This window comes from Nocardia ninae NBRC 108245 (assembly GCF_007990755.1).
Classification (GTDB): domain Bacteria; phylum Actinomycetota; class Actinomycetes; order Mycobacteriales; family Mycobacteriaceae; genus Nocardia; species Nocardia ninae.
Window position 1 is genome coordinate 20,323 of record NZ_BJXA01000029.1, and the last position, 12,612, is coordinate 32,934.

At 66.6% G+C, this 12,612-nt stretch carries 10 protein-coding genes; 5 read left to right on the forward strand and 5 right to left on the reverse strand.

The genetic code is table 11. The features are described from left to right. Positions 1-221 precede the first annotated feature (221 nt). Positions 222-1,307: an aa3-type cytochrome oxidase subunit II gene (gene ctaC, locus NN4_RS21440; RefSeq protein WP_107660189.1), complete on the forward strand. Its 1,086-nt coding sequence runs from the start codon at positions 222-224 to the stop codon at positions 1,305-1,307. 9 nt (positions 1,308-1,316) lie between these two features. Next, entirely contained in the window at positions 1,317-1,733 is a 417-nt protein-coding gene (locus NN4_RS21445; RefSeq protein WP_107655104.1) for a cytochrome c oxidase subunit 4, read from the forward strand. Between the two features lie 532 nt (positions 1,734-2,265). Here the strand turns inward: NN4_RS21445 and NN4_RS21450 are convergent. From NN4_RS21450 to NN4_RS21465, 4 genes are all read right to left on the reverse strand, one after another. Next, positions 2,266-3,078, reverse strand: a complete 813-nt coding sequence (locus NN4_RS21450; RefSeq protein ID WP_147134231.1) for an SDR family NAD(P)-dependent oxidoreductase — start codon at positions 3,076-3,078, stop codon at positions 2,266-2,268. A gap of 971 nt (positions 3,079-4,049) precedes the next feature. Beyond that, a complete protein-coding gene (locus NN4_RS21455; RefSeq protein ID WP_147134234.1) occupies positions 4,050-5,327 on the reverse strand; it encodes an FAD-binding oxidoreductase in 1,278 nt (425 codons plus the stop codon). A 51-nt stretch (positions 5,328-5,378) separates the two neighbouring features. Next, positions 5,379-6,944 carry an alkaline phosphatase D family protein gene (locus NN4_RS21460; RefSeq protein WP_147134237.1) on the reverse strand — a complete coding sequence of 522 codons (1,566 nt, stop codon included), beginning with the start codon at positions 6,942-6,944 and terminating at the stop codon, positions 5,379-5,381. A gap of 301 nt (positions 6,945-7,245) precedes the next feature. Continuing rightward, positions 7,246-7,623: a VOC family protein gene (locus tag NN4_RS21465; protein WP_147134241.1), complete on the reverse strand. Its 378-nt coding sequence runs from the start codon at positions 7,621-7,623 to the stop codon at positions 7,246-7,248. A gap of 747 nt (positions 7,624-8,370) precedes the next feature. On the opposite strand from NN4_RS21465, the gene NN4_RS21470 reads away from it, so the two are divergent. The 3 genes from NN4_RS21470 (at position 8,371) to NN4_RS21480 (ending at position 11,620) form a co-directional block, all read left to right on the forward strand. After that, a complete protein-coding gene (locus NN4_RS21470) occupies positions 8,371-9,846 on the forward strand; it encodes a flavin-containing monooxygenase (RefSeq protein ID WP_147134244.1) in 1,476 nt (491 codons plus the stop codon). Positions 9,847-9,877: 31 nt separating this feature from the next. Beyond that, on the forward strand, positions 9,878-10,771 hold the full coding sequence (locus NN4_RS21475) for an SDR family oxidoreductase (RefSeq protein ID WP_147134247.1): 894 nt from the start codon (positions 9,878-9,880) through the stop codon (positions 10,769-10,771). A 234-nt stretch (positions 10,772-11,005) separates the two neighbouring features. Continuing rightward, on the forward strand, positions 11,006-11,620 hold the full coding sequence (locus tag NN4_RS21480; RefSeq protein WP_147134250.1) for a TetR/AcrR family transcriptional regulator: 615 nt from the start codon (positions 11,006-11,008) through the stop codon (positions 11,618-11,620). 125 nt (positions 11,621-11,745) lie between these two features. Here NN4_RS21480 and NN4_RS21485 read toward each other — a convergent pair whose 3' ends face one another. Continuing rightward, positions 11,746-12,474, reverse strand: a complete 729-nt coding sequence (locus NN4_RS21485; protein WP_107655113.1) for a lysophospholipid acyltransferase family protein — start codon at positions 12,472-12,474, stop codon at positions 11,746-11,748. Positions 12,475-12,612: the final 138 nt, after the last annotated feature.

Genomic DNA, 12,612 nt, shown 5'->3' on the forward strand with positions numbered 1-12,612 from the left:
ACTGGCTCACCTGTCCGCACGCCATTGGCGGAGTGTCGAATGCGACCCGACGACAAAGAGGGCGCCCGTTTGGTCTACGCTGCGTAGTACTCAGGCCATTCTCAGGCGGCGCATGCGCTCGACCGGGGACCGGCCTGACATGTGCTTAGAACGTATCGCCGGGCGGTCGCAGCCCAGGCGGTGCAAATGTCGGAATGTGTGGCGACCAGGAAGGCGTGAGCGTGGCGCACAAGGCGAGCGAAGAGATCGGGGCACGACCCGCCAAGGGTCTGCAGAGCCGCATCCTTCGGCGGGCCGGGCTGGCGGTGTCCCTCGGGATCACCGCGGTGCTCGTCTCGGGCTGCTCCATCGACAATGTTTGGCTGCGGTTCGGCTGGCCCTCGGGTGTCACGCCGCAGGCCACCCGGATGCGGGAGCTGTGGACCTGGTCGATCGTCGCCGCTCTGGCGATGGGCGTGCTGGTGTGGGGTCTGACCTTCTGGACCGTCGCCTTCCACCGCAAGAAGCCGGACTCCCCGGAGTTCCCGCGCCAGACCGGATACAACGTGCCGCTGGAGCTGACCTACACGGCGGTGCCGTTCGTCATCATCGCGGTGCTGTTCTACTTCACCGTCGTCGTGCAGAACTACGTGCACGAGAAGGTGGCCGACCCCGACGTCACCGTCGACGTGACCGCCTTCCAGTGGAACTGGAAGTTCGGCTACCGCGACGTGAACTTCAAGGACGGCTACCGCTTCGAGGGCATCGACACCACGCGTGAGTCGTCGAACCAGGAGCAGCTCGAGGAGTACAAGGAACGGACCAAGGACGGTCACCCGCAGCCGGGCCCGGTGCACGGCAAGCCGGAGAACGACATCCTGTCCTACCTGCACTACGACAAGGTCGAGACCTACGGTTCCAGCACCGAGGTGCCGGTCCTGGTGCTGCCGACCAACAAGGTCATCGAGTTCCAGCTCGCCGCCGCCGACGTGGTGCACGCCTTCTGGGTGCCCGAGTTCCTGTTCAAGCGCGACGTGATGCCGAACCCGAAGGAAAACCACTCGGACAACGTCTTCCAGATCTCCAAGATCGAAAAGGAAGGCGCGTTCGTCGGCCGCTGCGCCGAGATGTGCGGCACCTTCCACTCGATGATGAACTTCGAGGTCCGCGCGGTGTCGCCGGAGAAGTTCACCAGGTACCTGGACGCGCGCCAAGCGGGCAAGACCAACGCCGAGGCGCTCGACTCCATCGGTGAATCGCCGGTCGCCACCTCGACTCGGCCGTTCAACACCGAGCGCACGACCAAGACCGCGGCCGAGGCGAAGTAAGGGACTGATATGAAGATCGAAGCGCGGATATTCGAACTGCTGACGGTGTTCTTCATCATCGTCGCGATTGTCTACGGCTACTTCACCGGCGTCTCCCGCACCGGCGTGGAATGGGCGGGCACCACCGCAACCGTCCTCACCGCCGGCCTGTCGCTGATCATCGGCACCTACTTCCGCTTCGTCGCACGTCGCCTCGACCTGCGTCCCGAAGACTACGAAGACGCCGAGATCGTCGACGGCGCAGGCGACCTAGGCTTCTTCTCGCCCGGCAGCTTCTGGCCCATCACCCTGGCCGCCGCAGGCTCCATCACCGCCCTCGGATTGGCCTTCTTCCAGTTCTGGTTGATCGGCCTCGGCGTGATCTGCGTGCTGATCGCCGCCGCAGGGCTGGTGTTCGAGTACTACCTCGGCCCCGAAAAGCACTGAGCTATCTCACGAAAGCCCCCTCCGCTGGTTGCGGAGGGGGCTTTCGGCATTCCATATGCGACTTGACGCAGGTTGCGGGTTCTTGACGTGTGTTGCAGCAGACGTCAGGCGGGTGCAGCCTGCGTTAAGTGGTGCAGGTTGCGTTAAGTGGGCGCGAAGGGTGTTGGGCTTGCGGAGGTCGGGGCGGTCTCGGTTGTTTGTGGATCGCAGCAGCCTCGGTTCGCGCGGGTGCCAGCAGTACTGTTCGACTTGCTCGGGCACGGCCGCTCGGCACGCCGAAGACCGACAGCCGCATCGTCGTCCAGCTCGGCGGTGAACTGGCCGCATTTATCAGGGCGAGCGCGCAGGCCGGTCGGGCTACGCCGGCTAGCGCGTAGTCGGTAGGGGGTTCGCCCCCGGTTCGATGCCGGATGGCTGGGCGGCGTTCTGGTGTGCGGAATTACGGCGGACTGGATGTCGTAAGCGTGCATCAGGCGGGCGTGGAGGCGCGGATCGTGCTGTGTGACGTTCTGGTGCGCGGGATTACGGCGGGTTAGATGCCGAAGGCGTGCATCAGGCGGGCGGTGGAGCGGGGGGCTACGCCGGCCAGGGCGTAGAGGGTGCGGGTGAAGCGGGGTTCGGGGCGGGGGGTGCTGGTGTGGATGGCGGATTCGATGCGGTGGGCGGTGTGGTCGGCTTCGTCGCGGTCTTCGGTGGAGTCGAGGTCCGCTCGGAAGGCGGGGTAGTGGACGGCGGTGACCTGGATGCCGTGCGGGGATAGTTCGGCGTCGGCGCATTGGCCGAAGGTGGTCCAGGCGGCTTGGGCGCTGGCGTAGGAGGCGAAATTCGGTGCGGCGCCGGTGTGCACGTTCCAGGGGCCGACGTTGATCACGTGGCCGGAGCCGGAGCGCAGCATGGCGGGTAGCAGGCCGAGAGTCAGGCGTAGGGGGCCGAAGTAGTTGGCGGCCATCATGCGTTGGTAGTCGCGGAACTTGTGTAGCGACTGAGTCACCGGTCTGCGCACCGGGCGACCGGCGATGTTGATCAGCACATCGACGGCGCCGAACTCGCTGAGCACCCAGGTGACCAGCTCGTCGACATCACCGAGTGCCGAGATGTCGCAGCGATACCAGTGCGCGTCACCATTGTTCGCGCGGATCTGGTCGCAGGCCGCGATGAGCTGATCGCTGCCACGCGCAACCAACAGCAGTTGCGCACCTTGGGCGGCAAGCGTCTGAGCGGTGGCAAGGCCGACGTCCGAACAGGCGTCGGTGATCAGGACACGTCGGCCGGCGAGCGAGCGCTCCGGCGGACGGTGGCGTTTACGATCGGCGAATCCCACCGGGGCAGCACGAAATTCGGGCATCGGCACAGCAACCTTCACACGCGATCGGGCTGAACACACGCACGGCACCCCGCCGACAGTGCCGAAGCCGCCCGCCGCCGCAACCTTCTGGCGACCACATGCGGCCGGTCACAGTATAGGGTTTGCCACCCGGTTGATGGAGCCGTTCGCACGGATGCCCAGCCCACCCAGCCTCCGCTTGCCCACCGCCAGGCGAACACCGCTGCGCCCCTGCGCACCTCGCCGCAGTTACCCACCAGCCCCCTCCGTCGCCGAATGGGGTGCTGAAGCCGCCGTACCCAGCAACAGTTTGCTGCCGTCATGTCCCGCTCGGTGATCGATAGCCCGCCGAGTGGGGCATGAGGACGCTGCGTCCTGCGGTTTGCCGCTGTCATGTCCCGTTGGGTGATTGGTGGCCCGGCGAGTGGGGCATGAGGACGCTGCGTCCTGCGGTTTGCCGCCGTCATGTCCCGTTGGGTGATCGGTGGCCCGCCGAGTGGGGCATGGAGGCGTCGTGGCCTGCGGTTTGCCGTCGCCGTGTTCCAATGGCCGCCGGCTGTATGAGGCGGTCGCCGAATGGGACGTGCGGGCGCTGTTTCGGCGTTTCACCGCCCCCATGCCCCCGTTGCGTGCTCGGTGGTTCGCTGAGTGGGACGTGAGGGCGTTGTGTCCGATGGTTTGCCGGCCCGCTGGGGCGTGCGGAGCAGAGGCACGTTGCCAGCCGCTGCTGGACGGAGCGCGAGTCCGGTTGCGTGCGTGCTCTCGACATGCGACAGCTAGCTCACCAGCGATGACACTGCTGACGAAGGTGCCGGGGGTGGCGGCTGGAAACACGTTCGACTCGTAGGTGACGCCGTATCCCGTTCGATGAGCGCCTGCACGAGACGACCGCCGAACGGGACATAAGGACGTCGCTTTCTAGGACGTAACCGTGCCCGTGGCGCGAGCCAGGGACTCGCGGCCGTTGGGCGCGAGTCCCAGTGCGCTGACCCCTACTCCTCCGACTCGTACCGCAGCGCGTTCTCCGACCGGCAGATCTCGTCGATTCCGGACACGATGTCGCGCAACAGTTCTGAGGGGAGGGCGGCGGGGCGGAGGCGGCTGGTGAAGGTGATGAGGCCGTGGTCTTCGGGGGAGAGGCCGCGGGCGGCGGATTCGGAGCGCAGGTAGCGGGAGCGGACGCCGTAGGTCATGGCGGAGATGACGGTGAAGCAGCCGGTGCGTTCGCGGTGGCCGGCGAACAGGTCGTGCAGGCGGTAGAAGACCGACGTGTAGCTCGACAGGGGCGCGAAAATGCCGACGCGGTAGGCGGGTCCGCGTTCGGAGGAGCTGAGGGCGGTGTCGGCGAGGTATTCGGCGTCGCGCAGGGTTTGCACCTTCGGCGCGAACAGCACCGCGCCCGCGGCGGCGTTGCGCAACGGCATGCCTGCCGGACCGCTCGCGGCGGACGCGATGACGCCCAGCGACTTTCTCGCACGCGACCCGACCTCGCGCCGCGCCCGCACGGAACGGGTGGGTGCGGTGGGGTGCAGGGTCGACCACTGGCCGAACCGCACCGTGCCCAGCTGCACATGCCCCACACCGCCGGGGCGTGCCACCTTCAACGGCGCGGTGTCGACCCACCGGCCTACTTGCAGCGCCGCGTTGCCCGGCCGCATGATCTCGGCGTAGGCGTGTTCCACGAACGAGTCGAAATCGAGGAAGCGGTCCGCGTTGGTGGTGAGCCAGGTGCGGTCCTTGTCGATGTCGATCACGTCGAGAGTGAGCGCGGTGATGATGCCCGCGCGGCCACCCGCGCCGAGAATGCGGTGGAAACGCTCGGCGTGGTGGGTGCGCCCGCAGGTGCCGATGCGGCCGTCGTTGTCGACGTACTCCAGATCGACGACCTGATCTATGAACATGCCGTACTTGTGCGAGGCCGCGCTCACCCCGCCCACGGACGCGAATCCGCCCGCGGTGATGTCGCGATGGTCGCCGACGATCGGCAGGCCGAGCCCGTGCGCGCCGAGTCGCCGGTCGATGTCGGACAGCTTGGCGCCCGCCTGCACGCGCACCGTTCGCCGCCCCAGGTTGATGTCGAGCACCTGATTCATCCGGCGCAGCGACACCACCGTCGGCTGGGCGGGCAGCGTCAGGCCGTCGTCGAGTTGCTCGCCGCCGCGCACGGTGAGCCGTTGCGCGCGTCCGCGTGAATCCCGAACCGTGCGAACGACATCCGCCGTATCGCGGGGTAGGTATTCCTCGGCGGAGACAAACTGCGGCGTGCTCATGGCACGAAAGCTACTACAGCGCGGCCCGCGCCGCTCGCCCGATCTCCTGTGCTACCGGGCGGTCGGTTCCAGCCGCTGGCTGAACAGCACGGATCCGCTCGCGTCGCACAGATCGACCGTCAGTTCCCTTGACTTGCCGTCGATCCGCACCTCGCCGAAATGCTGGAAGGCATCGAGCGGAGAACTGTTCTGCACGGGCGGGGCGTGCACGAACACCGCCTCCGGGCCGAACGTCGCATCCAGCGGATTCGGGCCGAACGCACCTGCATTGAGCGGTCCGGAGACGAACTCCCAGAACTCGTCGAAGTCGGTGAACGCCGCGCGCTCGGGGGAGTAGTGGTGCGCTGCGGTGTAATGCACGTCGGCGGTCAACCAGACCACGTCGGTCACCTTGTTCGCCTTGATCGCCGAGAGCACCTGGGCGATCTCGGTTTCCCGGCCGGACGGCGCGCCGGGATCGCCGTTGGCCGGACCCTCGAACGCGACCGTGTCCTTCTGTTCGCCGTCCTTGACGACCAGACCGAGCGGTAGGTCGTTGGCGACGATCTTCCAGGTCGCCTGCGAATCACGGAGGCCCTCGATCAGCCACTTCGTTTGTTCCGGACCGAAGATGCGGCCCTCGGCACCGTTGTTCGCGTCGTTGGTGTCCTTGTAGGTGCGCATGTCCAGCACGAAGACGTCCAGCAGCGGGCCATAGGAGATCTTGCGGTAAAGGCGGCCGTCCACAGCTTCCCTGGGCTCCACCGGCATCCACTCGTGGAACGCCTGCCAGCCGCGGGCGGCCAGGGTATCCATGCTGCGCTCGGTGTAGTCCTTGGCCGCCGGGACGAGGCCGCCCGGGTACCAGTTGTTGACCGTCTCGTGGTCGTCCCACTGCACCACCTGTGCGACAGCGGAATTGAAGCGCAGGTAGTTCTGGTCGGTCAGGTTGTAGGCGTAGTTGCCGCGGAACTGCTGAAGGGTTTGTGCGGGAGCGCTTTTCGCCTCGGTCACGATGTTGCGCCAGATTCGCCCGTCGGGGAGTGTCACCGATTCCTTGATGGGATTGTCCGCGTAGATGCAATCACCCGAGTGGATGAACAGGTGCGGGTCGCGGGCGGCCATGGTCGCGAAGATCTTCATGCCGCCGAGGTCGGGGTTGATACCGAAACCCTGGCCGACGACGTCGCCGGACCACTGCAGCTTGATGTCGGACGCGCCGGTAGGGACGGTGCGGAACACGCCGGTGATCGGCTCGGAGGTGCCGCCGTCGTCGCCCTCCAGGGTCACCCGGTAGTGCACTTGCTCGCCCGCGGGCAGGCCGTTGACACGCACCCGGCCGGTACCGTCGGAATCCGGGGTGAGCAACGGTCCGGTGAATCGCTTGGCGTTGGCGAACGATTCGGTCGAGGCGGTCTCCACGATCAGCTTCGCCGGCCGGTCGGCACGGGCCCAGATCAGCGCGCCGTCACTGCGCGGGTCACCCACCGCGACACCGTGTGTCAGCACCGGGCGATGCCGGACCAGGCCGGGTCCGTCGTTCGACGAGCACGCGGCCAGCGCGGGGGCGGCCACCAGGCCGAGCGCGGAGGTGCGCAGCAGGGTGCGGCGGGAGAAGCCTTGGGTCGAACCATTCATGGGGATCACCCTGGACCAGCTATCTCAACGCAAGGTGAACGGGTCCGGTCCGGTGGGGTAACTGGGCGGCCTGCGCGGACAGTTTCGGGCCGGTCAGCGGGAATTTCCGCCGTTGGGTGGGGAAAGTGTCCGGGCAGGCCGGGTGTCCCGCAGACCCGGCGGTGGGTGGCGCACCGTTGTAAGGATCTCGTCGCTGTCATGTACCGCTCATGCTTCCGTTGGAGTCGCAGCCGTAGTCACGGCCGCAGCTGTAAACCATGGCCGCAGCCGTATTGCCCTGCCATACCGGGTGGTCGGGGAGCTACCCGATGGGTATGGCCGGGACAGTCAGGCAGAAAGGGTGGCCGGACGGGTCGAGGAGGACTCGCCAGCGGTCGGGTTCGGGTTGCGGGTCGGGTTTTGATGCGCCGAGGGCGATTGCGGCCTGTTCGGCGGTGTCGAGTGCGGTGACGAACAGGTCGAGGTGCATCTGTTTGGGGACTCGGTTGCCGGGCCAGTCCGGCGGGATGTGGTCGTCTACGCGCTCGATCGTCAGTGTGACGCCGTCGCCCTGGAGCACAACCAGTTCATCGGATTCGTACTCGAGCTCGAGACCGAGCAGCTGCCGGTAGAACAGCCCCAGTCCGCGCGGATCCTTACTGTCGAGCGAGATGGCACCGAACTTGGCTGTCGCGGTCACAGCTTCCCCCTGCAGTTCGTCGACCCGCTGCGTGGCGAGGTCGTTGATCGGTTGGCGGTTCCGATCGCGAGTTTAATGGGTGGGGCGGGTCGGTTTTAGTTGGCGCAGAAGACTATTCGAGTTTTCTTTGGTCATACCCCTACTCGGAAGCCGAGTAATGCCGAGTAGATGCGGTCGGAGAGCGTTGTGCCGGTGGCTGATTGGCAAGGCTCCCCACATGATGGTCGGCACGTGCGGTGCTTGCCGGGGAAGCTGGCCGGGCACGCGTATTGCCGAGGGTATAGGTGCGGTGAACTTCGCGTCGGCCGGGCAAATGTATTGCGCCACCGGCGAAAACTGTGTCGCCGGGAGGTCCGGTTCGACGCGAGGCACGGCTGCTGGTGCCGTCGTTGAATTCTGCACCAACGGATCGACCGACCTTCTCGTGGCCTTCATTGTCGGGACATCACGAACTCGGGCTGGTTCCTGACCGAATGAATCGCTCCGCTGCACGCCCTCGACGCGGCAGAACCCGCCCCCTATCGAGACCGTCAAGCGGGCCGGAGCGTCGCCGTTCCGATTTGTTCCTTGACTTATCGAGACCCTAGGGGAATCATGTGATTCTAATGGAATCAGGTGATTCCTGTAGGGCGACGGCTGCTGGTGGAGCAGCCCGATCGAAGGCTGGCCCCTGGTAGGAGGGCGATGCCGTGCTCTGTCATCCACACCTACCTGCGGCCGACCGCGTAGCGAAACAGGAAGTACCTCATGGCAAACAGTGAAGAGCACGTGTCTGCCGCAGTCATCGGTGCCGGATTTGCGGGGATCGGGCTCGGAGTACGGTTGCGGGAGGCCGGGTTCGAGGATTTCGTGATTCTCGAGCGGGCCGGCGGCCTCGGCGGCACATGGCAAGCAAATACGTACCCCGGCTGTGCCTGCGACGTACCGTCGGCGCTGTATTCGTACTCGTTCGCGCCGAATCCGGAGTGGACCCGCCGGTATGGCACGCAGCCGGAGATTCTCGACTATCTGCGCACGGTGGCACTGAAATTCGGTGTGCTGCGGCATATTCGCTATGACACGGAGTTGCGTGAAGCCAGTTGGGATGACGTACGCGGGCATTGGCGGATCAACACGTCGCGGGGATCGATGACGGCGGATGTACTCGTTTCGGCGATCGGTCCGTTCAGCGAGGCACAGATTCCGGAACTGCCGGGTATCGAGAACTTCACCGGTACCCAATTCCATTCGCTGCATTGGGATCACGAACATGACCTGACCGGCGAGCGGGTGGCCGTCATCGGCACCGGGGCGTCGGCGGTGCAGTTCATTCCCGAGATTCAGCCCGTGGTGGGCCAGTTGACGGTGTTCCAGCGGTCCGCGCCGTGGATCGTGCCGCGGCTGGATTGGGCCACGTCCGCACTCGAACGGTCCGTGCTGCGGCGGATGCCGCTGCTGGGCAAGGCGGTTCGTGGCGCCTACTTCGCCGGTATCGAAGGCTTCGGTTTGGTCGGTTTCGTGGACAAGCGATTCCGGCATCCGTACGAGGCGCTGGGTCGCCTCCAGTTGCGTCGGCAAGTGCCGGATCGGCGGCTGCGTGAGCGGTTGACCCCCGACTACATGATCGGCTGCAAGCGGGCGATCTTCTCCGACGCTTACTACCCGGCGCTGACGCAGCCGAACGTCGAGGTGGTGACATCACGGATCACCGCGGTGGGACCGCGTTCCCTCCGCACCGCCGACGGTGTTCAGCACGAAGTGGACACCATCATCTGGGGTACCGGTTTCGGCGTGCCGCCGCAGGTGTTCGACCGGGTCCGCGGCAGCGACGGCCGCAGCATGGGTGAGCTGTACCGCGACCGTCCGCAAAGCTACCTCGGCACGACGGTGACCGGATTTCCGAACTTCTTCACCACCCTTGGGCCGTTCGGCGCCGCGGGAAACCAGTCCGCGATCTACATGATCGAAGCGCAGATCCGCTACATCGTCGACGCGCTGAAGACGATGCGGGACAACGGACTCCAGCGGATCGAGGTCCGCCCGGAGGCGCAACAGGCGTTCCTTCGGGAGATGGACGACCGCAGCCGCGACACCGTCTGGGTGACCGGCAACTGCCGCAGTTACTACCAAACCGCCGACGGCAGTGCGAATGCCGGGCTGTACCCGAACTGGAGCTTCGAATACGCCCGCCGCACAAGCCGGTTCGACGAGGACGCTTATCTGACGAGTGGGGTGCGGGGATGATGTCGGATCGCGAGCGAAAGGCGAGGATCGCATGAGGTTGGGTTTGCGGTGGCCGACAGCCGGTTTCGAGGTGTGTGACCGGGCGGTGGTGATCACCGGCGCGGGGCAGGGGATCGGGCTCGAATTGGCCCGGATGCTGCACCGGCGGGGTGCTTCGGTGGCGATGATCGACCTCGACGAGGCGAGGACGCGCCGTGCCGAAGCCGAATTGGGGGAGCGCGCGCTGGCGGTTCACGCCGATGTCGCCGATCGGGACGGGATGGTCGCGGCTTTGGCGACGATCCGCGAGCGGTTCGGCCGGATCGACGTCGTGGTCGCGAATGCCGGTGTGACACCGACGCCGGCGACGATCCGCACCATGGACCCCGACGATTTCGATCGCGTCCTCGCAATCAATCTGACCGGAGTGTTCAATACCGTGCGCCCGGCCTTGGACGACATCGTCGCTGCCCGTGGCCATGTCGTGGTGGTCTCGTCCTGCGCCGCCTTCGCGCCGGGCATGGGCGGCTCGCCCTACATGATCAGCAAAGCGGGCGTCGAGCAATTCGGTCGTGCGCTGCGCGTCGAACTCGCGCTAGCGGGGGCCAGTGCGGGGGTCGCCTACTTCGGCATAGTGGAGACCGCGATGACCAAGCACACCCTCGATGAGGACGAACTCGGCCGCGCCGCCGGGCAATTGCTGCCATGGCCGTTGAACCGGCGCATCACCGCCGCCGACGCGGCCGCCAGCATCGCCGACGGCATCGCCCACCGGGCGGCGCGCACGATTGCCCCGAGTGTGTGGGAGCCGTATGCCCTCCTACGCGGCGCGGTCAACGTCGCGCTCGACCGGTATCTCAGCCTGGACCCGCGCACGCACGACCTGATCCGCCGACTGGAACAACGAGTGTCTCCGCACACCGCCGAACCCTCGACCGCCTCATGACTCCAGCACTGCCGAGCCCCCGACCGCGCCGTGGCACCAGCACCGCTGAATCTTGGACCGCGCCGTGGCATCAGCATCGCCGAACCCCTTGGCCGCGCCACGAAGTCAGCACCGGTGACCCCCGACCGCGCCGTGACATCAGCACCGGCGAGCCCCCGACTGCGCCGTGGCACCGGCACCGCCGAGCCCCCGACCGCGCCGTGACATCCACCGGACCGTGACATCATCAGCACCGTGAGTTCGTCAGCCGACAACACCTGGCGCGGCAGCACCATGGCCGACCGTTCCGCCGAGCGGCGCGACCAATTGGTGCGTGCCGGGTTCGAGCTGCTCGGCGCGGACGGCGCGGCGGCCACCACTATGCGGGCCGTCTGCCGCACGGCCGGGCTGAGCCTGCGCTACTTCTACGAGAGTTTCCCCGATCGTGAAGCGCTGCTCGTGGAGGTTTACGACCAAGTCGCGCACGGTCTGCTGGACGCGGTCACGACGCGGTTGGCCACCGCGCCAGGTGACGAAACCGCCCGCCTACGCGCGGCTTTCGATGCGGCCGCCCATTACTTCGAGGAAGACCCGCGCCGCGGCCGAATCATGTTCCGCGAAACCCTCGCCGACGACACCCTGCGCACCCACGGCTCGGCCGTCCTCCCCAATTTCGTGCTACTCGTCGCCGCCCAATTCGCCCCCGGCCAGTCGCTCGACGCGGATCACCTCACCATGCCGATCAGCGCCCTGTCCGGCGCCCTCGTCTCCCTCTTCCTCGACTGGCTCACCGGTCGAATCCCGGCCACCCGCGCCGAAATAGTCGACTACGCCACCCATCTCACGACAGCCGTCCTCGCCAAGCCGTAGGTCCGGACACGGCGGCACTGTTTTCAGCGAGTCACTCTGCTCGACGGGCGGTGAACGACCGTGCGCCACAGACAGCTCCGCCGACCAGCGTTTCTGCCGGTCGGCGGGCTACGGCTGGGTGCGGCTCAGCTGGCGGCGGTGTGCGGGATGCGGGTTGCTTCTTCGCGGGGCGCGCCGCTGGGCACGTTCTTCTTGAGACTGGCGGCGTAGACGTCCACGTATTCCTGGCCGCCGAGTTGCATGAGCTCGTACATGACCTCGTCGGTGACGGCGCGCTCGACGAAGCGGTTGCCGCCCATGCCTTCGTAGCGGGAGAAGTCGATGGGGGTGCCGAACTTGACGGTGACCTTGCGGCGACGCCAGCGGAAAGGTCCGGGCGGGCTCACCTGGTCGGTGCCGATGACGGCGACCGGGATGACCGGGACGCCGGTCTCCAGCGCGAGGCGGGCGAGGCCGGTCTTGCCCTTGTACAGGCGGCCGTCGGGGGAGCGGGTGCCCTCGGGGTACAGGCCGACGAGGCGGCCCTGATCGAGCAGTTTGCGGGCGGCGTTCAGCGCGTCCTCGGCCGCGTCGGCGCCGGTGCGGTCGATCGGGAACTGTCCGGTGGTGGTGAAGAACCACTTCTGGAAGGCGCCCTTGATGCCCGGGGTGTTGAAATACTCGGCCTTGGCCAGATAGTTGATGCGGCGGGGACTCATCAGCGGAGCGAACAGCCAATCCGCGAAGGAGAGATGGTTACCCGCCATGATCGCCGGTCCGTCCGCCGGAATGTTCTCTACGCCCTCGACCGTCGGCCTGTTGTAGAGATGCATGAACGGCCCCAGCAGCGCGTACTTCAGCAGCCAGTAGAACATGACGTCCTTCCCCCGGACCGGGATAGAGGCGGGCACCTGCGTCAGTTGCCGACTTTACCGCTGGTGCCAGATCACATCCAACCGCAGCGGCGAATCTCACCACACTCTGCCATGAGCAGGCGGATGCGCCGTAATCGG